Here is a 24,995-nt window from a genome sequence, read left to right as displayed (position 1 = left end):
CCTTTTTATTTCCTCATTTTACTGGCTAGCCAAAAACCAACTGTTAATGAGAAGGCATCTATAACAAAAATAATGGGTGGGGATGTATAACCTGCATAGACTGAAGCTGCGATTAGCGCAATGGCTAATACTAATGCAATATAGCGGTTATACGTAATTCTTGTAAACAATAACACAAGCAATGCAGGAATAAAGAGTGCTAGCATCATTTTCCCAAAAACGTCCATTATACATCCCTCGGCTCAGCTAATAATAATCCAATACGATAATGGTCATTACTATAAATAACATGCTGTGTTAAACGAATTTCATTGTTACGATCTAACACTTCTAAACGACAATGTGCTGCATTTAATTGCAATGCTTCATACAACTCATTTTCTGTAAAAATAGCTACTCCATTTACTTTGCGTATACATTCCCCAGCAAGCAAGCCCATTTTTTCAGCTGGTGAATCAGGAAGAACCGCTGCAATTACTGCCCCCTTTGTACTTGGTGCTACCGCATAATGATCCGTCTTATCCTGCCATGCATAATACATGGAGATACTAATACGAATAATCGCTCCAAGTGCCAATGTAACCAAGGCAATCAATGGCTCAAAGTAAGCCGCCAATCCACCAATTAAAATTAACTGCCCTAGCAATAATACCGAACGTCCAATTTTAGGTAATACTAAAGCTGGTAAATTTTTTCTGATAAGCTTTGAAAACCCGATAACAAGAGGAAATAACACAAGAGCAAAGCTGTTCTCACCAATTGTAAATTGTGGCCAATATGGCAATGCTGCCACAATCCTATCACCTGGCATGACAAAGAGAATTGGCAACACCCATACATTTCTTGTGCGATAGACAATTGCCTGCATACCTCTTTTTGTTTTTTCAACGCAGGGTGTGGCAACCTTTAGTGCTGCTCGTCGAATAAGAAGCCCTTCCGCAATCACACTTAAGCCTGCAAGAATAGTAATCGCTACAATGGCTCCTTCCATTACATCGATGCCCTCTAAGGAAATCTTCCACCAAGAAAATGTAAAATTGTAGTAGAACATTGCCCATACTATAGCTGTTGCAATGCCTATTGTCAAAATAGGCGATAGTGCATTTACACAATACAAGATAAGTGCAACCACCGAGATAACGATTAACACTATTAAAAATACTTTCGGCACAGTTAGCCCTGCTGCAATACTAATGATGGAAATAATCAGTGCATACAGCCAGCCTTCTTTCCATTGCCCAATTAACTCCGTCCAGCCCCAAATAATCCGTCTATGAAAATATTTACGCTCCTGTTTGACACGACGATACCCTAATAAAATAGCAAATATAGTGGCTATATATAATAATGGGTTGAGTAAAAAGCGGCCAATCGCTGTTACAATTTCTATGAATATATCACTAACCATACGAACACCCGCCGTTTCTATCTTAAATGCTATAAATTTATTGTATCAAACGACTACAGTCTTGCGTAGTACAAACTGATAGAAAGGCATTTTTGTTGTTATTGCTCAATTGTATGCAATAAAAAACTAGTAGCCATTTGGAATTGTTGGTCATTTTGACGGTCTGCCTTATAATTTTTTAATGTTTCATTTAAACTATTAAAAAAAGTTGTATCCATAGAAAACTCATCTTCTGCCTGTTCTAATTTTTTCTGCTTGCGATATAGGGTCACAGCCTCAGCCGTTGTATCATCCATATACCCATCTAAACGATCAATTTGATAGCCAAGCTTTTGCAAGGCATTTTGTGAATAGGCAATTTCCTCACTCATATCACCTACTTTAAATTTTCCTGTTAATGGATGTAGCTGGAAAGCAAATAATTCATTTTGTTCAATCACTAAGCTTGCCTCAATTCCCTGCCCATGAATCCACTCTCGCTTTGGTGTGAGCCATTTATTTGTTGATAATTTTAGCTCGCCCCCATTCGAAAGTGACCAAGATTCCTGCACTGTTCCTTTACCAAAGCTTTTAACACCAACAAGTGAAGCGCGCCCCCAGCCCTTTAAAGCACCACTTAATACTTCACTAGCTGACGCACTGCCCTGATTTTGTAACACAACAATTGGAATTTTATTCATTGTTTCTAAATATTTTTCATCAAAGCCTTTTGTTTGTGTTTTCAAAGGTTCCATAGCACCCTCTGCATTTTGCATATATGCAAATACCTTGCCATTTTCTAAGACTGTGCTTAGTAGCGCTGCAACGCTATGTAAATACCCACCTGGATTATCACGCACATCGATAATAATTCCCTCAACATCTTTGCGCAGTAATTTACTTGTTTCAGCAACCCATTCATTTGCCGTCTTTTCACCAAAAAGTGAGATTTCCACATAGCCAAGCGCTGTATCCTCTACTTTTACAACCTCACTTGATACGGTTTTATTAGAGATAGCAGCACGTTCCATCGTCATTTTAATATGCTTATCCTCGCTTGGTCTATAAACGACAATCGTTACCTTTGTGCCCTTCTCACCTTGAATTAAATGCATTAATTCACTCATTGTTTTGCCATCCACACGCACACTATCAACTTGTACAATTTCATCAAGCGAGCGCATGCCTGCCTTCTCTGCTGGCGATGAACGCACAGGGGACACAACAATAAATTTCCCTTTATTTTCTGTTAACTCAATACCAATGCCTACCCTCTCCTCAGCTAGCATTTGCCGATGCTGCTCAGCCTCTTCTTTCGAGTAGTAGGTGCTATAAGGGTCCTTAATGGCATCAGCCATCCCACGAAGTGCCCCTTCTACTAGAACATCCTTCTTTGTGCTGTATACAGATTTTTCTTCGATTAATGTCATCGCTTCATCAATAGTATCAACCTCCGTAACAGGCTCTTCTTTATCGCCAAGCGTAAACCAATCAAAATAAATACCACTGCCTACCACTAAACTACTAATCAGCACTCCGACTCCAGCTGTTATTTTGCGCAAACCTTCCCTCCTCCATCTCTTTTACTGTATGACTCTATTTTTTCAAACATACAAAATTGTATGAGGATTATTTTAGCTGTGCGGGTATTTGTTCTGGCTTCGCGGGTATCTACTCTCGGTTTGCGAGTATTCGTCCCTGATTCGCGGGTATCCTGCCTTTTAATAAAAAATCTGCTCGCTTCTAATAGAGAAAGCGAGCAGATTGTTATGAATTAATCGAGTGCATCGACATAATCTTTTAGCATATCAACATCCATCGGTCCTTTAATAGCACGTTGAATATAGCCGTTCGTATCAATAAAATATGTTGTTGGAATAGTAATAATTTGATAATCAGAGCCTACTAAATTATCAGGGTCTAATAAAATTGGGAATGTTAGTTCAAAGCTATCTCTAAACGTCATCACCGTATCTACCTTGGCATCAGCTGTCACATCACGCTCCTCTGATGTTAAATTAACCGCTATAATTTCAACATTTTTTTCTTCAGCAAATTCATCATAAAAGCTTTGCATATGTGGCATTTCGGCTTTACATGGTGGACACCAAGTTGCCCAAAAATTTAATACAACCTTTTTCCCACGAAGATCACTTAATGTTATATCTTTTCCATCCAAGCTTGTTAATGTAAAATCTGGCGGTGTGTCGCCATTTGCCAAGCCGATGTTGCGCTCCTCCATATCCTTCCCAAGAGCAGACTTATCAATAGCACGCTCCTCATCAATTTGCTGTTTAACATATGTACCAACCATCGCAACTACTAAAAGCACAACAATTAATAGCCCAATATTTTTTTTCATGCTTTCCCTCCCACATCGTGCTGCTTATATTGAATAGCAATTCCAAGACAAAGTAATAACAGGTTAACGCCGACAGCCGTTTGCCACACCCCTAATGGTTGAAAAAGGGCAACAATGATAAAGCCGACTGTATACAGCAATAGTGCCTGCTTCAATGCTGTTAATTTCCATAATATGAAGAGAGTTAATAAGCTTAGCACTGTTAATGTAATTACTTCACTTTTCACAGGATTATCATTCAATAAAATCACTAACCATTGATAAATGGACTGTGTCAATATTATTGACCAGCTATATGCTTTTATCTCAAACGCCTTATCTCGCTTGCGCCATACTTGCCATGATGCTGCTAAAACACCAAGAAAAATGCCTATTGTTCCTCCATTAAAATATAATAAAGAAATAGGTTGGGCAATGACTGCTTTGAAATCGGTTACAAGTAAGCTAAATTTCCATACAAGAATAAACGTAAAAATGGCATCAGCATATTGTTCAGACATTTTCTTAGAAAACTGTAAACGCAATATAAGCCATACAAGTACAAAGGCGCAAAGCAAAGCGATTGCTGTTGCTGGTAATGTTAGTGCTCGAACCGTATACCATTCTGTATTAATCACACCAACAAATCCTCTCTTAAAAGATAGCTACAGCATAGCATAGATATAGTTTAGCATATGAGGATTTCACACTGTGTTCAAAAAATAGTCAGAATCCACACAAAAAAGCTATACATTAGCGCGCTAATGTATAGCTTTTTCATTTTACAATGGAATATATTTTAGTGGGTTTACACTACCAGCAGCTTGACCTCTCCATGGGCCAATATGCACCTCAAAGTGTAAGTGAGGGCCAGTAGAGCGACCTGTGCTACCCATCGCTGCAATTTGCTGACCTTGTGTTACCTCTTGTCCCACACCTACATTAAATGAACTTAGATGTGCATATACTGTTGTATAAATTTGTCCATCGATGGAATGCGTTAAAATAACAACATTGCCATAAGAGCTAAGTGGTGCTGCATAAGAAACGACACCATCTGCTGCTGCCCAAATCGGTGTTCCTGCTGCATTGGCAAGGTCTACACCATAATGGAATTCAGGGCCTGCACCAATATTACGCCAACCATAAGGTGATGTTAAACGACCATTTGTTGGCTTAATCCAAGTGCCGTTTGATTGAGGTGCATTTACAATCACATTAGATGAACCGGATGAACTGCTTGAACCACTGCTAGCATTTCTAGCAGCCGCTGCGGCAGCGGCTGCCGCGGCTGCTTTACGTTTTTCTTCCTGTTGACGAGCAATTTCAGCTAAACGCTTTTGCTCAGCAACAATTTGATTTTGTAATTCTTGACTAACTTCTAATGCTTCAGAATATTCTTTTTCAAGTAATACCTTTTCAGATTTCAGCTTTTCTTGTTCTTTTTCTAATTGCTCAACCAAGCTGTTTTTCTCAGCCTTTTGACCATTTAATGATGCTTTTAAACGTTCAAGCTCAGCTTTTTGACCTTCTAATTTTTGACGCTTTTCTTCCACACTCTGCTTTTGCTCCTCTAATTGCTGCTTATCGTCTTTTTGATCTTGAATAATTTGACGATCCGCTTCTAGTAATGCATTAACTGCGGAAAATCGATCAATAAAGTCTACGAAGCTATTAGAGCCTAATAATACGTCTAAATAGCTAACGGAGCCGCCTGCTTGAAGGGCACGAGCACGCTCTTCTAACAGTAAATCACGCTCTTCAATTTTACGTAAAAGCTCTTGAATGGATGCTTTTAATTTTTTAATTTCTTCATTTGTTGTATGAATTTCAGCTTCTACATTTTTAATATTGCTATTTGTTTTGTCGATTTCAGCATTTAATGCTTGAATTTGGTCTAAGATTTTTTGTTGCTTTTCCTGATTAGCAGAAATTGCATTCGACTTATTGCTAATAGATGAATTTAATTCATTTTTCTTTGTTTCAATTTGGTTTTTTTCTTCCTTTAAATCCGACAAACTTGTTGCATACGCTGATGGAGTCTGGATAAAAAGAAATAGAGCAGATGTCGCTGCAAATGTTTTCCATATGTTCTTCGCCTTACTTTTCACCGATCGAACTCCCTTTCAACTATTCTTCATTTCTTCACAAATATCCGTTGTGACTAACGCCTAAATTAAATCTTTAAAAACTTACGTACTGACATAAAGCTTCCCCAAATACCGATTAGCACGCCAATAAGTAACAGAAGACCGCTTACCTGATACACAAGTGGCGAGAAATCAAGTAATTGGACAAGCTCACCCTGCAAACGAGGTGCAATAATTTTATATATATTGTGGTAAAGGGTTGCGACAACCGCAATCGGAATAATAGAACCTAAAATTCCGAGCCACATTCCTTCCAGTAAGAATGGAATACGCACGAATGAATTCGTTGCGCCTACAAGCTTCATAATTTCAATTTCATCACGACGAGCAATAATCGTAATACGAATCGTATTTGAAATTAAGAAAATCGCAGTAAATAATAGCCCTAAAATTAATACAATTCCTACATTACGACTAATATTTAAAACATTAAAAAGCTTTTCAACCTTGCCTTCACCATACATAACGTCATAAATATAGTCATGCTTTTGAATCTCTTTCGCAACCTTTGCTGTTTGCTGAGGATCAGCAGCCTTTATATAAATAACATTACGTAAAGGATTGCTTTGCTCAAATAGCTTAAAATCATCACCAAAATCTTTTACAAGCTTATTTAGCTCATCTTCTTTTGTTGAATAGGTTACCTCTGATATACTTGCCCATGTTTTAAACTTTTCGATAAGCGCTTTTTCTGCTGCCTCATCTGCCGTTTCATCAATTAACACTTTAATTTCAACATCATTTTCTAAATCCGTCGCTACTTTATTTAAGTTCATCATAATAAGCGCAAAGACGCCTACTAGTATAAGTGTAACGGTTACTGCACTCACAGATGCAAGGGTCATCCAACTATTTCGGCCAAGTGACTTAACACTTTCACGGAAATGCCGTTTTACAGTATTAAAGGTCATAGCCGTAGTCACCTCCGTGTTCGTCACGGACGATTAAACCGCCCTCAATAGCGATAACACGGCGACGAATTGTATTCACAATTTCACGATTATGTGTTGCCATGACAATCGTTGTTCCTCGTGCATTAATTTCCTCAAATAAATTCATAATTTCCCATGATGTTTCAGGATCAAGGTTCCCAGTTGGTTCATCTGCAATAACAACCTTTGGAACATTCACAATCGAGCGAGCAATCGATACGCGCTGCTGCTCTCCACCTGAAAGTTCATTTGGAAACATCCTCGCTTTATGCTTTAACCCAACAAGCTCTAAAACTTCCATCACTCGGCGACGTATTTCCTCTGGCTTTTCCTCTATTACCTCAAGTGCAAATGCGACATTTTCATAAACATTTAAACGAGGTAACAATTTGAAATCTTGGAAAACAACGCCAAGTTGACGGCGCAAAAAAGGAACCTTTTTATTTTTTAAGGTTGCTAAATCTATCCCATTGACCAAAATTTGTCCTGACGTTGCCTTTTCTTCACGATACATTAATTTAATAAATGTAGATTTACCAGCACCACTCGGCCCTACAACATAGACAAATTCGCCCTGCTTTATATTGACAGAAATACCATTTGTCGCAATAACACCGTTTGTGTACTTCTTTGTCACATTCTTCATTTCTATCATAATTAAACCACCTAAAACTCTTAATTTATGTAAGAGGTATTTCTTTTACTATTATAGCACTCAATTTCTGTTTTTCTATTACAGTTTCATTTCAATCTGTGGTAGTTCCTTCTAATTCGATCTTTCATTGTCATAATGATCATGAAAGTTCGACAAAATGAAAACAGGAACCAACTTTCTAGAAAGTCGATTCCTGTACAATCATTACATTTGTTGTTCTTCTGTTGTTGTATAGCGAACTAAAACAGCACCTGTTTTTGATTCACCCTCAATAAATAAACGATTAGCATTTTCAACCTCTTTATCAAAGCGAATAACTTTTGATAAAAATTGATCTGTTGATTCCATTTTTGACACATCTTGAATGCCAACATCTACTTTCCCAAAGTTCGTTACCACTTTACCGCTTAATGATATAGTTCGTGGTACATATAATTCAACGGCTCCTGCCACCGTTTGTGCCTTAATTTTTGAGGAATTTGTTGAGCAAGTTGTCACAACAACATGTCCATTCACCGATTTAGCCTCTACCTCATCTAATGCACCGTCTAAATAAACACGTCCATTTAATGTTTCAGCCTCTAAATCTTTTCCTCGTACATTCGTTAATTCAATGGAGCCATTGGAAGAATCTACTTCAGCCTTGGCAAAGTTTAATTTTGTTCCTTTAATCGCACCATTCAATGTTTTTACTTTTAATTCTTTTAGTGTTGTATCTTGCAATGACACACTGCCATTCATTAGACGAACTGATAATTTTTCAAGCTGTTCCTTGGGTATAAGCACTTTGACATTTACTTGTACAAGCTTTAATTGACTTAAAATACGTAGTGTACGCTCATCTTCTCTCACAACAAATTGCTCTAAAAAGTGATGGCGTGTTTCCTCTTCACTATCATTGATTTGTGGTGCTTTCACCTTACAAATGACTTGAATCGTATCTCCTTCACTAGCTTCTAATGAAAAGTTGCCATTCGGTAATTCAGCCGTAATATTATCGACATGTGCTGCAGCCACTTCTTCTGTATGCGTAAATTCAACTTTATCGCCGAATGGTGAAGACACGTCAAACTCTTTTACCTTTTTAACAGCTGTATTCATCATATCCATAAATAGGGAACCAATTTGCGTTAAATCTTTACGAAAATCTTGCATTTCCTCTTGGAAATATTTTGTGAAATCATCTTTTTTCTTATTGCTATCTTTTTTTAATTCTTCCTCAAATATTGACCCTTTATCAGTTGAAGATGTTTGTGTTTCCTGTGACACATCATTTATAACATTTTGAGTAGACTTGCCTGATTGCTCTAATGCTTCTAATAATGTAAGCGCCTCTTGTGCCGAAATCGTACCTTTTTCTACAAGCTCTAAAATTCGTTGACGTTCATTTTGCATAAATAAATAGCCTCCCTCAGTTCGTTATACTATTTATACGATTCATTATGTGAAAAGTTTCACTGCAAAATTAAATCAATTGGGCTTTTCATCTTACTTTGAGCGGTCCTATCACTTTTTTTGATCATTTTTTATTGTGAAGCTTTCGCAAGTACAGCTTCCATACGCATACGGTCACGTTCTAAAATTGGCTTTAAATATTTGCCTGTGTATGAGCCAGTCACCTCTGCTACTTCCTCAGGCGTTCCTGTAGCAACAATAGTGCCACCTTTATCGCCGCCCTCTGGACCTAAGTCGATTAAATAATCAGCTGTTTTAATGACATCCAAATTATGCTCAATGACTAATACGGAGTCACCATTTTCAACAAGACGCTGTAGCACAACAAGTAAACGTGCAATGTCATCTGCATGTAAGCCTGTTGTTGGCTCATCTAAAATATAGAAGGACTTACCTGTAGAGCGACGGTGTAATTCAGAGGCTAATTTTACACGCTGTGCCTCACCGCCTGATAATGTTGTAGCAGGCTGACCTAATTTCATATAGCCTAAGCCCACATCCACAATCGTTTGCAGCTTGCGTTGAATCTTTGGAATATTTTCAAAGAACACTACTGCATTTTCAATGGTCATATCTAAAATATCGGCAATGCTTTTATCTTTATATTTCACTTCAAGTGTTTCGCGATTATAACGTTTGCCATGACATACTTCACATGGTACATAAACATCTGGCAGGAAGTGCATTTCAATTTTAATAATGCCATCACCACGGCATGCCTCACAGCGACCGCCTTTGACATTAAAGCTAAAGCGACCCTTTTTATAGCCACGTACCTTTGCTTCATTCGTCGCAGCAAAAACATCGCGAATATCATCAAAAACCCCTGTATAGGTAGCTGGATTTGAGCGTGGTGTACGACCGATTGGTGATTGGTCAATATCAATGACCTTTTCAAGCTCCTCCATCCCTGTTACTTCTTTATGCTCCCCTGGCTTTACCTTGGAACGATTTAGCTTCTGTGCCAATGATTTATATAAAATTTCATTAATTAATGTCGATTTTCCTGAGCCAGAAACACCTGTCACTGCTACAAATAGGCCGAGCGGAATATCTACCTTCACATTGCGTAAATTGTTTTCCTTTGCGCCTTTAATAGCAAGCTTACGACCATCTGGCTGGCGTCTTTCAACTGGTAATGGAATAAATTTCTTACCGCTTAAATATTGTCCTGTTAACGATTTTTCATTATCCATTACCTCCTGTGGTGTACCCGCAGCAACAATTTGCCCACCATGCACACCAGCACCAGGCCCTACATCAATCAAATAATCAGCTGCAAGCATTGTATCCTCATCATGCTCTACAACAATAAGTGTATTGCCAATATCCCGCATGCTTTGTAATGTATGAATTAAACGATCATTATCACGTTGATGTAAGCCAATGGAAGGCTCATCTAAAATATAAAGCACGCCTGTTAAACGAGAGCCAATTTGTGTCGCCAAGCGAATACGTTGTGCCTCACCGCCTGATAATGTTCCCGCTGCTCGGCTTAATGTTAAATAATCTAATCCAACATTCACAAGGAAGCCTAAGCGCTCTTCAATTTCACGTAAAACAAGTCGAGCAATTTGCATATCCTTTTCTGTTAAATCTAGTTCTTTGAAAAATTGATCGGCTTCCTGAATGGAATATTGTGTAACCTCACCAATATGCTTACCCGCTATTTTTACAGCTAATGTTTCAGGCTTTAAACGGTAGCCTTTACAAGAAGGGCAGGCTTGCTGTGCCATATACTTTTCCATTTGCTCACGTACATAGTCTGATGTTGTTTCTTTAAAACGACGCTCCACATTACGCACAACACCTTCAAATTCAATCATCTGATCTCGGACATTGCCAAACTCATTTTCATAATGGAAGTGTATTTTGTCTTTCCCAGAGCCATATAAAATTTTATCCATCTTGTCCTTTGGTATATCTTTTACAGGCACGTCCATTGGAATATCATAGTGGTCACATACAGCCTTTAATAGCTGTGGATAATATTGCGAGCTTGTTGGTTCCCATGGTGCAATTGCATGCTCTAATAATGATCGATTCCAATCAGGTACTACTAACTCCAAATCGACCTCTTGTGTGGAGCCTAAGCCATCACAGCTCGGACAAGCACCAAATGGACTATTAAATGAAAACATACGTGGCTCTAGCTCTCCAATAGAAAAGCCACATAATGGACAAGCATGGTGTTCACTAAAGAGCAGCTCCTCATGCTCCATCACATCGACAAGAACACGCCCATCTGCCAAACGTAATGCCGTTTCTAATGAATCGCTTAAACGTGCAGCAATCCCTTCTTTCATCACAACACGGTCTACCACTACCCCAATGGAATGTTTTTTATTTTTATCCAGCTCAATTTCATCGTCTAAATCACGTAATTCACCATCTATACGCACACGAACAAAGCCCTGCTTTTTTAAATCCTCCAGCAGCTTTACATGTGCTCCTTTACGCCCAGATACCATTGGCGCAAGTAGCTGCATTTTTGTTCTTTCTGGATAGAATAATAAGCGATCTACCATTTGCTCAATTGTTTGAGAAGTAATTTCGATCCCATGATTTGGGCAAATCGGTTTGCCAATACGTGCATAAAGTAAACGCAAATAGTCATAGATTTCTGTTACAGTCCCTACAGTAGAGCGCGGGTTACGGCTCGTTGTTTTTTGGTCAATCGAAATAGCAGGCGATAATCCCTCAATTGCATCGACATCTGGCTTATCCATTTGTCCTAGAAATTGACGAGCATAGGCGGAAAGGGACTCGACATAGCGCCGTTGCCCCTCCGCATAAATCGTATCAAATGCTAAAGAAGATTTTCCTGAGCCTGATAAACCTGTTAACACAACTAATTGGTCACGTGGAATTGTAACATCGATATTTTTTAAATTATGAGCACGTGCACCTTGCACGATGATTTCAGTATTTTTCACAAGTCATTCACCCTTCTACCTTCAATTCAAATATTGTATCTCGCAGCTCGGCCGCACGCTCGAAATCAAGCGCTTTTGCTGCCTCCTTCATTTCGACTTCCAGGGAAGCCAAGAGCTGTTCTCTTTCTGCCTTTGTCAGCTTTTTGCCCTTCGTAGCCTTTGTGACGTAGGATTCCTCTTCCTCTGCTACCTGTGTTGCACGAATAACATCTGGAATTTTCTTGATAATTGTTTGAGGCGTAATGCCATGCTCCTCGTTATAAGCCATCTGCAATGTACGACGACGTTTTGTTTCATCAATTGCTTTTTTCATTGAATCTGTTACATTGTCTGCATACATAATCACATGACCATTTGCATTACGCGCTGCACGTCCAATTGTTTGAATTAATGAGCGCTCCGAGCGTAAAAATCCTTCTTTATCCGCATCTAAAATCGCTACAAGGGATACTTCAGGAATATCAAGCCCCTCACGCAATAAATTAATACCGATTAATACATCATATGTTCCTTTACGCAGCTCACGAATAATCTCTATCCGTTCAAGTGTTTTAATCTCTGAATGTAAATACTCAACCTTTAAGCCCATTTCCTTTAAGTAGGCTGTTAAATCCTCTGACATTTTCTTTGTTAATGTTGTCACAAGCACACGTTCATTACGTGCAATTCGCTCATGAATCTCATCAATTAAATCATCTATTTGCCCTTCGATAGGACGCACATCGATTAATGGGTCCAACAATCCAGTAGGACGAATAATTTGCTCCACCATTTCTGGTGTATGCTCTAGCTCATATGGACCAGGTGTTGCAGAAACATAAATAGCCTGATGCACACGACTTTCATACTCCTCAAAGCGCAATGGTCGATTATCAAGCGCTGATGGCAGACGGAAGCCATGCTCTACTAAAACACCTTTACGTGCTTGGTCACCGTTGTACATGCCTCGTACTTGAGGAAGTGTTACATGGCTTTCATCCACAACAAGTAAAAAATCATCAGGGAAATAATCTAACAATGTATAGGGTGTTGCACCTGCTTCACGCAATGTTAAATGACGAGAATAGTTCTCAATACCTGAGCAAAAGCCCATTTCACGCATCATCTCTAAATCATAACGTGTACGCTGCTCTAAACGCTGTGCCTCTAGCAATTTATCTTCAGCCCGCAATAGTGCCAAACGTTCCTCTAGCTCTTTTTCAATGTTTTCAATCGCTTTTCGCATTTTTTCCTCTCGCGTTACGAAGTGGGATGCTGGGAAAATTGCCACATGATCTCGATCTGATAAAATTTCTCCTGTTAAGGCATCTACCTCACGAATACGATCAATTTCATCTCCGAAAAATTCTACACGGATACAATGCTCATCACGCGATGCTGGGAATATTTCCACTACATCTCCCCGTACCCGAAATGTTCCGCGTGTAAAACTTACATCATTACGCTCATATTGCACATCAACGAGCTTACGCAATAGCTGATTACGTTCAATTTCCATACCTGTGCGAATCGATACCACCATTTCGCGATATTCCTCTGGTGAACCTAAACCATAAATGCAGGACACAGATGCAATAATAATGACATCCTCACGCTCAAATAATGCTGAAGTTGCAGAGTGACGCAGCTTATCAATTTCATCATTAATGCTAGAGTCTTTTTCTATATAGGTATCTGTCTGTGGTACATAGGCTTCTGGTTGATAGTAATCATAATAGCTGACAAAATATTCAACGGCGTTATTTGGGAAGAATTCTTTAAACTCGCTATATAGCTGGCCTGCGAGTGTTTTATTATGTGCCATAATAAGCGTTGGTTTTTTTACTTGTTGAATAACATTCGAAATTGTAAATGTTTTACCAGTACCTGTCGCACCAAGTAATGTTTGATGACGCTTACCTGCCTTTACACCCTCCACTAATTCAGCAATTGCCTGTGGTTGATCTCCGCTAGGCTGATATGGCGCTTGTAAATCAAATGTTTGCACACATGTCCCCGTCCTTTCCTTCCAATTTGTACATATATTTTAGCATAGCACTCGTAAAATTTCGAACATTTAACGAACGAATGTTTGTAAAACTTTTTTCTACCCCTAAAATTTATACATAATAACTGCGAAACCAATGAAGTCTTTTACTCTTATCATAGCCGTTTCCGCTAACTTTCAAGCTTCTATTTTAAGCAGGTGACACTACTTTTGAGCAGTTCTCTATCATTTTTGAGCGAATGCCCTTAACGGTTAAACAAAAAAATCCCGCTCTCCACTATTCATGGAGAACGGGGCAATCTTATTATTCATCCTCTGTTTGCTGCAAAGAATTTAGTTCGGCTGCGTAGCGATAAAATGCGTTTTCATCTTTTTCATCGAGTGCTCTATCGATTAGAACCATGAGCTGCTCTTGACGATGCATACGCTGGATACGATTTAAAAATAAATCTAAATAAATCTCGTTTAATAATTTCTCTGCCTCATCAACTTTTTTCGACTGACCAACGGCTTTTAGAAAATCTGTGTACGAATAATATTTATCCAACGATCTCACCTCGATCCTTTTCTAAATTATATGAAAATTGAAATAAAAATGCAATGCTTAAGACTCGAAAATAACTTGGATTGACTATTAATCTCGCGCTATTTGTAGCAAATTCTCTAAGCAATTTCGCTATTTCTTAAGCAATTCTCATCTTTATTGATATTTTCTAGAATTTATTTTATTACCTATACTACAGCTATCAATAGAAAAAGGAGGCATTTTTCATATGGCACAAAATTATGTAAATCGCTATTTAGTATCCTTCAATACGTATGTGCTACAACCAATTCAACACAACTCTAAAATTTTCACACATGTAATTGATAAACATAATGAGCTGATCGTGACACGTAAGCCATTACATGTCCTTCGAAAATCTTGTATTTCATTAGGCACAACCTATGAAGCTGCAAAACAATCAGCCAAGCGCTTTTTTGGCAATCAACATAAGCTACCGATTGCTGTTGCCTTTGATTACGGCTATCCATGTATTTTTCTACCAACCTATTCACCAAACTCCATCCATAATATATGGATTGGTCTTCATGCCATTACTAATATTACCCCTAGTAAAGCTGGCTGTATTGTGACACTCAAAAACGATATACAGATTGAGCTTCCTATTCAATATGCTTCCATTAGCAAACAATTTGTCAATGCATCCATGTTATACAAGCATTATATGAATGAACGAAAACAGCTTAGTCAGGATGCACCATATTCCCCACCCTTTTAACATAAAAAATCCCCCAAGACTCTCTCTTGGGGGAATACATATTAGTTAATCTTTGAACGTAAATAAGCATTAATGAATGGATCTATATCGCCATCCATCACCGCACCAACATTACCTGTTTCTTCATTTGTACGGTGGTCCTTCACCATTGAATATGGATGGAATACATAAGAGCGAATTTGCGAGCCCCAGCCAATTTCCTTTTGCTCACCGCGAATTTCATCAAGCTGTGCCTGCTGTTTTTCTAATTCTAATTGATACAATTTTCCTTTTAACATCGTCATCGCCTTTTCACGGTTTTTAATCTGTGAACGCTCTGCCTGACATTGCACAATTGTACCAGTCGGAATATGTGTAATACGAACAGCTGAATCTGTTGTATTAATATGCTGACCACCTGCACCTGTTGCACGATACGTATCAATTTTTAAATCCTCTGTGCGAATATCAATTTCAATATTGTCATCAAACTCTGGCATAACATCGCAGGAAACAAATGATGTATGGCGGCGGCCAGATGAATCGAATGGTGAAATACGCACGAGACGATGCACACCTTTTTCAGCCTGTAAATAACCGAAAGCATTATGACCTTTAATCGATAATGTGACGGATTTAATCCCCGCCTCATCGCCAGGGAGGTAATCCACTGTTTCTACTTTAAAGCCACGCTTTTCTGCCCAGCGAGTATACATACGTAATAGCATAGAGCCCCAGTCCTGTGACTCGGTACCACCTGCACCAGGATGTAGCTCTAAAATAGCATTGTTTTGATCGTATGGTCCACTTAGCAGTAATTGTAGCTCGAAATCAGCCATTTTTTGTTGGAATTCTGCTAGCTCTTTGCCTAGCTCTTCCTGTAATTCTTCATCCGGTTCTTCACGTAAAAGCTCTAGTGTCATATCTAAATTTTCATGTGTTTCCACTAAATCTTTATATTCATTGACAATTGCCTTTAAGCCATTTCCTTCATTAATGATTACTTGTGCACCTTGTTGGTCATCCCAAAAGCCTGGCTCTAGCATCATTTCATCTAGCTCTTGAATACGTGCCTCTTTGTTTTCTAAGTCAAAGAGACCCCCTAAAGTCCGCCAATTTTTTGGCTGTAGTGTCTAACACATTACGTACATCTGCTAATTCAATCATTGTTAAATCCTCCGAACGTTAGTAATAAAGCATATAAGCCTTGTATCTTTTTATTATAACGTTTTTACAAAGGAAAACCTACTACTATACTTCATCCTCAAACATATTAAATGCTAAGCGCTGAAATATTTTCGCGCGATCATATTGTACAAGTAAATGCTTTGTGCGCTTCTCCAATTTATACTTTAATAAAAAAGCCCGTTGAATACGGTACTCCAGCGCCCTCACACTAATATCCACTGTAATATCCATACCGTTCATAAAAATAACCTTTGTTCTTTTTTTATCCACAGCTATATAATCATCAATATGATGCACAGCAAACCATATACATTGAGGATGTAAGGGTGACTTACTTGGGAACCATAATATATTACAGCGCTCATGAATGACAATTGGATTTTTATTGAGCTTGCCTAAAACCATTTTTGAGCCATCAAAAGCGCCTCTTAAACTAGAACCAAAATAGCGTAAATTAAAGTCTATTAACTTCGTTGGTGCTAGTTGGGATATATATTCATTATTTTTTTCAATTACCCGAGTACATAAGTTTCCAAAGGCATCATACTCAGGCATATATAGCATTGTATCACTCGTCATAATATCTTTTTTATGCATACATACTCCTCCTTTATACACTTTATGTTTTTAATAAAAATACATAGGAATATACGCTTATATTCCTGATATTTTTCTCGAGTAGAATAATTCCATCAACCTCCTCCTTTTTCTTGCTAAAAATAATTTCGCATAGACATTAGTACCAATATCATATAACTTTTTAGGATAATCCTAGTAATTTGATACTGAACTAAAATCCTATTACACCAGCTATTGTATACCCAAAAATTTCAATTGTCTATAAATTCTGACTTTTTATATTAAATTTTCTTTATTCGTGTGTGCCTCCAGTCCTTTTATACATTAAAAAATAACAAAAGACAGCAAGTAGCTTAACGCTTGCTGCCTTTTGTTGAAAATTTAAGAGATGATCGTTATTGCTTATTTTATTGTCCCGCACCATGGCAGTTTTTATATTTTTTACCACTACCACAAGGACATAAATCATTGCGACCAATATTTTCAGCTTTGCGTACAGGTTGCTTTTTCGGAGCAGAGCCACCGCCATCCTCTTTTGGATTGACAGCTTGTCCCTTCGCCACTTCCTCACGCTCAAGATTATTACGGATTTCTGCCTTCATTGCATATTTCGCAACATCCTCACGAATAGCAGCTACCATATCCTCAAACATCGCAAAGCCTTCTTGTTGATATTCACGAAGCGGATCATTTTGACCATATGCACGCAGATGAATACCTTGACGCAGCTGATCCATCGCATCAATATGATCAATCCATTTTGTATCAATCGAACGTAATAAAATTACCTTTTCAAACTCACGCATACGCTCTGGTGTTAGTTCTGCCTCTTTTTCATCATAGCGCACACGTACTGCATCAGAAATCATTTGATTAATGTCCTCAGCAGACTTGCCTTGGAAATCAGCTACCTTCAACTGACCTTCCTCTAACAGGTTGGCAGCTACAAAATCTTCAATCGCCTTTAAGTTCCAATCCTTCTGCTCACCTTGTGTATATGTGCTCACAACATTATCGATAGTTTCTTGAATCATGGATTCAACAAGCTCACGCATATTTTCTGTTTCTAGTACATCGTAACGCTCTTTATAAATAATCTCACGTTGCTGACGGAGAACATCGTCATATTGCAATAAACGTTTACGTGCGTCAAAGTTATTCCCTTCAACACGTTTTTGCGCTGATTCAACAGCTCTTGATACAACCTTTGATTGCAATGGCTGTGAATCGTCCATGCCTAAACGCATCATCATCGACTTCATATTATCTGAGCCAAAACGACGCATTAAATCATCCTCTAATGATAAGTAGAATTGCGTAACCCCTGGATTCCCTTGACGCCCAGAACGTCCACGAAGCTGATTATCAATACGGCGTGATTCATGGCGCTCTGTACCGATAACGGCTAACCCACCAAGCTCTAATACACCCTCACCAGGTTTAATATCTGTACCACGACCAGCCATGTTTGTAGCAATTGTTACAGCACCTTTTTTACCAGCATCTGCAATAATTTCCGCTTCACGCTCATGATTTTTCGCATTTAAAACATTATGTGGAATTTTATATTTATCCAATAATTTCGAAATAATTTCAGATGTTTCAATTGCCACCGTACCAACAAGCACAGGCTGCCCTTTTGCATGACGCTCTGCAATATCTGCGGCTACCGCTTTATATTTCCCTTCCATTGTTGCAAAAATTAAATCCGGACGGTCATCACGCGCAATTGGTTTGTTCGTTGGGATCGCCACAACACTCATATTGTAAATATTGCGGAATTCCTCTTCCTCTGTTTTCGCTGTACCTGTCATCCCTGCAAGCTTTTCATACATACGGAAATAGTTTTGGAACGTAATTGTTGCCATTGTCATCGATTCATTTTGAATCTCAACACCTTCTTTTGCCTCAATTGCTTGGTGTAAGCCGTCCGAATAACGACGACCTTTCATTAAACGACCTGTGAAGCTATCAACAATAACGATTTCACCATCCTGCACGACATAATCTACATCATTATGCATACTAACATGTGCTTTTAACGATTGGTTAATGGCATGGTTTAAACGAACATGTGTTAAATCAAATAGATTATCAATACCGAATGCTTTTTCTGCCTTTTCCACACCTGCATCTGTTAATGTAACGCCCTTTGTTGACTCTTCATACGTATAATCTGTTTCCGCATTTAACATACGCACGAAAGCATTGGACTGCTTATAAAGCTGTGCTGACTTCCCAGCCTGCCCCGAAATAATTAATGGTGTACGCGCTTCATCAATTAAAATTGAATCCACTTCATCGATAACAGCATAATGCAATGGGCGTTGTACACGTTCCTCTTTATACAGCACCATATTATCACGTAAATAGTCAAAGCCTAGCTCATTGTTGGTACTATACGTAATATCAGCTTCATAGGCAGCACGCTTTTCTTCCTTTGAAAGGCTATTTAAGTTCAGACCAACTGTTAAGCCTAAGAAATTATAAAGCTGTCCCATCTCAGCAGCATCACGGCTCGCTAGGTATTCATTGACAGTTACAACATGTACACCTTTACCAGTTATGGCATTCAAATAAACGGCCATTGTAGCCGTTAATGTTTTACCTTCACCTGTTTTCATCTCTGCAATATTACCCTCGTCAAGAGCGGCTGCCCCCATAATTTGCACACGGAATGGGTACATCTCTAATACACGCTTCGACGCTTCACGACAAACAGCAAAGGCTTCCGCACGAATCGACTCTAACGCCTCACCATCAGCATAGCGCTTTTGAAACTCCTCTGTTTTTGCCTGTAATTCAGCATCAGAAAGTTGCGTCATTTGAGAAGCGAATCCCTCAACTTGGTCAGCGATTTTTTCTAATTTTTTTAACTCACGTTTATTGAAATCAAATAATTTATTTAATAGGTTTGCCATGAATGTTTTTCACTTCCTATATAGATTCAACTTTCATTTTACCATTGTGTAACAGTTTCATGCAAACAGTCACCCTATTCACACAAAAAGACCCTCGCCATTGCGAGAGCCTTTGTCATTATGCAAGTTTAAGTTGTTTCAATTAAGCCATATTTACCGTCTTTACGTTTATAGACAATATTTGTGCCGTTTGATTCAGCATCTGTAAAGACATAAAAATCATGACCTAACATATTCATTTGTAATACAGCCTCTTCTTGATCCATCGGCTTTAAATCGAATTGCTTTGTACGCACGATTGCGTATTCTTCTTCCTCTGAAACAGCATCAGCGGCTGCTTGTGTACTAGCAAAATAAAGGCCTGCGCCTTCACGCTCACGGAATTTACGGTTTACTTTTGTTTTATGCTTACGAATTTGACGCTCTAATTTATCTACAATTAGATCAACCGCAGCATACATATCATTATGACGCTCCTCAGCACGAAGCGTTAAGTTTTTCATTGGAATCGTAACTTCCACTTTTGTTTGCTTATCATTGTAAACCTTTAAATTGACATTAGCGTTGGCGTTAACATCTTCGTTAAAATAACGTTCAACTTTCTCAATTTTTGTTTCAACATACTCTCGAATAGCTGGAGTTACCTCAATATTTTCACCACGAATGTTAAAGTTTAACATGTAAACTCCTCCTTTATAACTGCTATACTATATATTTCTACACAAGTGTGTGAAATTCCTCTAAAATCATTCTTTTTTTTACAAAAAATTTTAGTTCTTTTAACAAACATTTTTAGTAGCAAAAGCAAGAAAGTATACTATTTAATTATTTTGCTTTTTCGCCTCTGCTGCTTCTTTTCTGCGTCGTAGCTTTAGTTCTTCAATAATCAAATCCTCAACAGCCTTTTGATTATTAAAAAACACACCATATTGTTTGCCATTGCCAAAGGGACGGCTCCAAATCACCTCTCCATAAGCACGCACCCTTTGCGTATCCAAAACAAAATGGATATCCAATGGTGGAGGATTCACACCTAAATCCACTTCTGTAAACATCTTTAACCCACGTGGACTAATATCTAGCAATTCTGCTGTAGCCGTTTGCTCTTGATTAACTCTACCATTCTCATAAATAGCAAAAGTCATTGGAAGAGGCTCCTCAAATTTAAAACGGAAGCCTTCTTGACGCTTAAAAATCATATTCCCACCCCAATACTATGTTAAACATATATATTGCTTTGATTATGACACGATGTATAGCTAACAGCTAGAGGGAATAAGTAACATATTTTACCGTTAAATAGCCTAAATTATGACGATTTAGTGATAATTACAAATTATTGATGAATTTTAACCTAAAGAAAAGGAACCATCGTTGATGATGGTCCCTTATTGTGTCTAAATTTGCCCGCTGTTCCCCTGACCAAACTGCTGCTGTCGATTAATGCGAATAACTTCCTTCCACGTATCGCGGAATTCCGTCACCAATCCCTCAACTTCTTCAACAATCGCTACATCATTTTGAATATTCGCCTCAACTAAGCGATGGTTCATATATTCATAAAGCGGTAGCATTTGCTTTGAAATTTCAATGTCCATATTAAGTGTTGACATTAGCTCAGCAATAATTGCCTGTGCCTTTTGAATATTGGTATTTTTCTCTTGTATATCCTTCTCTTGCATTGCTTGCTTTGCCTTATGCAAAAACTTTAGACATCCATTATAAAGCATTAACGTCAGCTCGCCAGGAGAGGCAGTCGTCACACTATTTTGTTTGTATGCATTTTGTGCTGCAAAATTTGCTGTCAATTAACGGACAACTCCTTTGAAAGGTTACTTATTTACTATTTTAAACCATTTTCCGAAGAAAAGCTAATAGGTAAATATTAATTCTTTTTGTCATAATACATGCCATCCATCACACGAACGTCTGAATAAGGATTAAAATATTGCTGTTCACTTTTTTTCGTTTTTTGTAAATTAACCATATCCTGCTTTACAGCGTTCATCACAGCAGCCAATCGCTCTTTAATACCATTATCAAGCTCTAACAATGTACGATGCACACGATTTTGTTCATCAAAACGAAATCCCTCTTGAATAAGGCTCTCAATAATTGCTCCACGCTTATCCAACATCTCATTAATGGTTTCAATGTATTCATCACGATCTTCGCCCTTTGGAATATCACCCAAATACTTAAATAAATTAGCTGACGTTTGCAAAAATTGATCTATAGATTGTTGCATAACACTCTCCTACCTCGCTAATTAAAAGCCGCCTCCAGCATTTTGCATAAACAGACCTGATTGTTGATTGGCTTTGTTAATAGCTTGCTCCATTGCTGTGAATTGCTTCCAGTAACGTGCTTCGATGTTTTTTAATTTATCTTGCCATGTTGAAATACGTTTTTCCGTATCAATTAGATTTTTACCTAGCGTGTATTGCTGTTCTGTCATCGTAGCACGACCAGCTTTTTGCTCAATTGAAATTTTGAATTCATCCATTGAACTACGGAGTCTTGCAAGATAGCCTCGTGTATCAACAGTTTGGCCATTTACAGTATCCTTTTCATTACCGGCATCATTTTTAAATAGGCGTGCTACTGCATCTGGGTCTTCTTCTAGCGCTTCACGTAGTTTCTTTTCATCAATTTCTAATGTGCCACCATCATTGTAATTTTTTGTAGTTGTAATACCGATACTAAATAATGTCTGGAATTTTGAGTCCTCAAGACCTGGAACTGTTTCATAGACAAGAGAACGCATCTTCGAAAGTCCATCACGAAGGATAGAATCATTACGAAGTAAACCACTCTTCGCTTTCTCTTCCCAAAGCTTAATTTCATTTTCCTTCATATCTTTTTTCTGATCTTCTGTTAGTGGCGCATAATCTCGATATTTCGTTTGTGTCGTTTGGTCTTTTAAATCTGTAACGAACGCATTGTACATATTCACAAAATCTTTAATTTTGTTCATCATATCGTCAACGTTTGTTGTAGAAGACAATGTAACAGCAGCTTCAGTTGGGTTTGTAGGCAACCCTTCTTTAATATTTTCAGTTCCTTCTTCTAAAATCCCTGCAGCTTCAGCTTCAGCCTTTGCTGATGCAAATGCGGCAGTCGCATTTGTTAAACGAGCTTCTCCAGCAGTAAGTGCAGCATCCGCTGAGTTTTTAGCAACTCTTTTCTCATCATGTACAATTTGTAATTGTGCAAGTTCAGAGTAGGCTGTTAAATCTGCCTTAGTAACTGTATCTAATTTTTCCTTTTGTGCTGTAGATAAACTAGCTAATTTTGCTTGAACGCTTGCTTGTAAATCTGCATCTAAGCTTAGCCCTTCAAATGGATCGTCCTTGGATAAATCAAGGCTAGCGATCACATCAATTTCATCAGCAGTTAACCCACTTAAAAAAGACTTATTTAAACTAGCATAGTCAACCTCTCTATTGGCTTCTGTACGGAATTTCGTTAAAGCTGTTGCATCTAAATCCTTCAATGTTTCTAGCTGTTCCTTTGAAGTTAAAGAAGTGTGTAGCTTTTCCTTTAAATCTTCTGAAATCGTACTATCAGCTGAGATTTTAGCCAGCATATCTTCAAATGTATCATCTTGATCAAATGCAGGAAGATTACCTAGCTCTGAAATCTCGTCATCAGTTAGATTAGCTAAAAATGATTGATTAAAGCGGTTATAAGCTGCTTTCTCTGTATCATCAAATCCAACTTTAAATACATTATTAAGCTTATCTTGATATGCAAGTGAGGCTGTACCAAATTCCTGATTTGCCGTCGTAGCCTTTGTTTCTAAATCTGCCTTAGCTGCTGTAGCATTAGTAAGCTCTGTCTGGGCAGCAAGATATTTATTTACATTTGTTGCTGTATCATTAAATGTCTTTTTTAAGGTAATGTTATAACCATTAAGTGTAAATGTATTTGAATTACGCTCTGTAGCAATTCCATTTACTTGGAAAATGGCGTTTTTACCTTCAGTTACTGTTGCGCCTTCGCCCTCTTGTAATTTTAATTTACTTATATTGGTATTTGTACCATTAGCATCAACACCATTAACAGTGATATCGCCTTTACCAGTATTTTTGGCTGTGAAAGAGAAGCGTCCGTTTTCAAAAATTGCTGAAACACCTGCATTACTTTCGTTCACTTTTTCAATAAAGGAATCTACTGTCATATTGGATGTAATTGCAACTTTTACACTTGTTGGATTTGAACCATCAGCTGTAGGAGCTGTGAATTCAATAAATTTCGTATCACTTCCCACTAAATCACTCATTTTTGTTGCACCAGTACCATCAATTTGTCCACTTGTTGTACGTGCTGCAGATGCTAATTGTGAAACCCCTTCAATGGAAAGTGTTCCTGTAGCCCTACTAGTTGCAATAGCTGATACTAAATCTGAATTTGAGCTACTTGCTGTTTTTGTATTTAAATTTTTTAATACTAAATTATCTGCAATATACGTATCAAATGTTCTTAACTTTGTGTTGACATCGCGATAAGCATCACGTTGCCATTCATATTTTTGTTTATTTTGTAAAAGCTTATTTAATGGTGCTCTTTCCGCTTGCATTAACTTTTCTACTAAAGCATCAATATCCATTCCTGACGCTAAACCGCCAATTCGCATTACCATAGTGAGTCCTCCATTTTACTTATTTTTATATTTTTTCGTCTACAATCATCCCAAATAATTTTTGCATTTCATAAAAGCCATCTAATAGCTTTTTCGGCGGGATTTCTTTTAATACCTCATCTGTGGCGCTGTCTACTACAGTTATATAATATCGATCTAAGCCTTCATGATACTTAAATTTTGCAGCGTTCTGGTTTACTTCCAGCATTTTATTCATTTTTTCAATGACATCTTGTACTTTTGCTTTCGTTTCATCATCATTACTTAGTTGTTGTACCTGTTCCATAATAGGTGTAGCACTTTTCATCGTAGCATCGCTTCCTTGCGTTGCCACTTTCTCCACTGCTGGTGCATGAGAGGAGATTTGCTGCTGAATTGTTACTGCACCATTATCTGCATTCCCTGAAATACGCATAATTTCATCCTCCTTGAATCTAATACAGGTGTCTTTAACAATAGTATCGGTTTTAAAATAAAGAATTTCAGCTTTTTTATAAAACATCCAAACACAATGTTTCAAAACGAAAGAAAGCTGTGCAAAAACGATAAATTTCGCC

At 38.0% G+C, this 24,995-nt stretch carries 22 protein-coding genes; 1 reads left to right on the top strand and 21 read right to left on the bottom strand.

The features are described 5' to 3' along the window. Window positions 1-5 precede the first annotated feature (5 nt). From MHB42_RS03565 to MHB42_RS03510, 12 genes are all read right to left on the bottom strand, one after another. Window positions 6-227, bottom strand: coding sequence for a CsbA family protein (locus tag MHB42_RS03565; protein WP_340804421.1), 222 nt, complete (start codon window positions 225-227; stop codon window positions 6-8). Further along, window positions 227-1,408, bottom strand: coding sequence for a PDZ domain-containing protein (locus MHB42_RS03560; protein ID WP_340804420.1), 1,182 nt, complete (start codon window positions 1,406-1,408; stop codon window positions 227-229). The genes MHB42_RS03565 and MHB42_RS03560 overlap by 1 nt, the downstream gene beginning before the upstream one ends. Before the next feature lie 98 nt (window positions 1,409-1,506). After that, entirely contained in the window at window positions 1,507-2,949 is a 1,443-nt protein-coding gene (locus MHB42_RS03555; protein WP_340804418.1) for a S41 family peptidase, read from the bottom strand. Between the two features lie 212 nt (window positions 2,950-3,161). Next, entirely contained in the window at window positions 3,162-3,749 is a 588-nt protein-coding gene (locus tag MHB42_RS03550) for a peroxiredoxin family protein (RefSeq protein ID WP_340804417.1), read from the bottom strand. After that, a complete protein-coding gene (locus tag MHB42_RS03545; RefSeq protein WP_340804416.1) occupies window positions 3,746-4,366 on the bottom strand; it encodes a hypothetical protein in 621 nt (206 codons plus the stop codon). The genes MHB42_RS03550 and MHB42_RS03545 overlap by 4 nt, the downstream gene beginning before the upstream one ends. Before the next feature lie 144 nt (window positions 4,367-4,510). Then, window positions 4,511-5,839 (bottom strand): murein hydrolase activator EnvC family protein, encoded by a 1,329-nt coding sequence (locus MHB42_RS03540; RefSeq protein WP_340804415.1) that lies wholly within the window; start codon window positions 5,837-5,839, stop codon window positions 4,511-4,513. A 65-nt stretch (window positions 5,840-5,904) separates the two neighbouring features. Then, window positions 5,905-6,789, bottom strand: a complete 885-nt coding sequence (ftsX, locus tag MHB42_RS03535) for a permease-like cell division protein FtsX (RefSeq protein ID WP_340804414.1) — start codon at window positions 6,787-6,789, stop codon at window positions 5,905-5,907. Continuing rightward, window positions 6,779-7,465 carry a cell division ATP-binding protein FtsE gene (ftsE, locus tag MHB42_RS03530; RefSeq protein WP_340804413.1) on the bottom strand — a complete coding sequence of 229 codons (687 nt, stop codon included), beginning with the start codon at window positions 7,463-7,465 and terminating at the stop codon, window positions 6,779-6,781. Before ftsE ends, ftsX begins: the two co-directional genes overlap by 11 nt. A gap of 204 nt (window positions 7,466-7,669) precedes the next feature. Further along, window positions 7,670-8,860, bottom strand: coding sequence for a DUF4097 family beta strand repeat-containing protein (locus tag MHB42_RS03525; RefSeq protein ID WP_340804412.1), 1,191 nt, complete (start codon window positions 8,858-8,860; stop codon window positions 7,670-7,672). Window positions 8,861-8,991: 131 nt separating this feature from the next. Next, window positions 8,992-11,856 (bottom strand): excinuclease ABC subunit UvrA, encoded by a 2,865-nt coding sequence (gene uvrA / locus MHB42_RS03520; protein ID WP_340804411.1) that lies wholly within the window; start codon window positions 11,854-11,856, stop codon window positions 8,992-8,994. 7 nt (window positions 11,857-11,863) lie between these two features. Next, window positions 11,864-13,843 (bottom strand): excinuclease ABC subunit UvrB, encoded by a 1,980-nt coding sequence (uvrB, locus tag MHB42_RS03515; protein ID WP_340804409.1) that lies wholly within the window; start codon window positions 13,841-13,843, stop codon window positions 11,864-11,866. Window positions 13,844-14,147: 304 nt separating this feature from the next. Further along, on the bottom strand, window positions 14,148-14,390 hold the full coding sequence (locus MHB42_RS03510) for an IDEAL domain-containing protein (RefSeq protein WP_340804407.1): 243 nt from the start codon (window positions 14,388-14,390) through the stop codon (window positions 14,148-14,150). 226 nt (window positions 14,391-14,616) lie between these two features. Between MHB42_RS03510 and MHB42_RS03505 the strand changes: the two genes are divergently transcribed. Continuing rightward, window positions 14,617-15,126, top strand: coding sequence for a competence protein ComK (locus MHB42_RS03505; protein ID WP_340804406.1), 510 nt, complete (start codon window positions 14,617-14,619; stop codon window positions 15,124-15,126). 41 nt (window positions 15,127-15,167) lie between these two features. Here MHB42_RS03505 and prfB read toward each other — a convergent pair. The 9 genes from prfB to MHB42_RS03460 all read right to left on the bottom strand — a co-directional run bounded on the left by prfB (window position 15,168) and on the right by MHB42_RS03460 (window position 24,853). Beyond that, window positions 15,168-16,272, bottom strand: a protein-coding gene (gene prfB / locus MHB42_RS03500) for a peptide chain release factor 2 (RefSeq protein ID WP_402894056.1) whose coding sequence is annotated in 2 segments (ribosomal slippage) — window positions 15,168-16,196 and window positions 16,198-16,272 — 1,104 coding nt in all. Because the reading frame shifts where the segments join, the coding sequence is not laid out codon by codon here. A gap of 84 nt (window positions 16,273-16,356) precedes the next feature. Next, window positions 16,357-16,890 (bottom strand): competence protein ComK, encoded by a 534-nt coding sequence (locus MHB42_RS03495; protein WP_340804405.1) that lies wholly within the window; start codon window positions 16,888-16,890, stop codon window positions 16,357-16,359. 389 nt (window positions 16,891-17,279) lie between these two features. Further along, window positions 17,280-19,793, bottom strand: a complete 2,514-nt coding sequence (gene secA / locus MHB42_RS03490) for a preprotein translocase subunit SecA (RefSeq protein ID WP_340804404.1) — start codon at window positions 19,791-19,793, stop codon at window positions 17,280-17,282. A 128-nt stretch (window positions 19,794-19,921) separates the two neighbouring features. Then, on the bottom strand, window positions 19,922-20,473 hold the full coding sequence (gene hpf, locus MHB42_RS03485) for a ribosome hibernation-promoting factor, HPF/YfiA family (protein WP_340804402.1): 552 nt from the start codon (window positions 20,471-20,473) through the stop codon (window positions 19,922-19,924). 141 nt (window positions 20,474-20,614) lie between these two features. Further along, on the bottom strand, window positions 20,615-20,992 hold the full coding sequence (locus MHB42_RS03480; protein WP_340804400.1) for a PilZ domain-containing protein: 378 nt from the start codon (window positions 20,990-20,992) through the stop codon (window positions 20,615-20,617). A gap of 198 nt (window positions 20,993-21,190) precedes the next feature. Further along, window positions 21,191-21,601 (bottom strand): flagellar export chaperone FliS, encoded by a 411-nt coding sequence (fliS, locus tag MHB42_RS03475; RefSeq protein ID WP_340804399.1) that lies wholly within the window; start codon window positions 21,599-21,601, stop codon window positions 21,191-21,193. Between the two features lie 77 nt (window positions 21,602-21,678). Continuing rightward, window positions 21,679-22,041 carry a flagellar protein FliT gene (locus MHB42_RS03470; protein ID WP_340804398.1) on the bottom strand — a complete coding sequence of 121 codons (363 nt, stop codon included), beginning with the start codon at window positions 22,039-22,041 and terminating at the stop codon, window positions 21,679-21,681. A 21-nt stretch (window positions 22,042-22,062) separates the two neighbouring features. Continuing rightward, on the bottom strand, window positions 22,063-24,438 hold the full coding sequence (fliD, locus tag MHB42_RS03465; RefSeq protein ID WP_340804397.1) for a flagellar filament capping protein FliD: 2,376 nt from the start codon (window positions 24,436-24,438) through the stop codon (window positions 22,063-22,065). 25 nt (window positions 24,439-24,463) lie between these two features. Then, complete coding sequence (locus tag MHB42_RS03460; protein ID WP_340804396.1) at window positions 24,464-24,853, bottom strand: flagellar protein FlaG; 390 nt, start codon at window positions 24,851-24,853, stop codon at window positions 24,464-24,466. Window positions 24,854-24,995 lie beyond the last annotated feature (142 nt).

The organism is Lysinibacillus sp. FSL K6-0232 (assembly GCF_038008325.1).
Lineage (GTDB): Bacteria > Bacillota > Bacilli > Bacillales_A > Planococcaceae > Lysinibacillus.
Note: the sequence above shows the minus strand (reverse complement) of the source record. Positions and strands in the feature narration are given on the sequence as shown.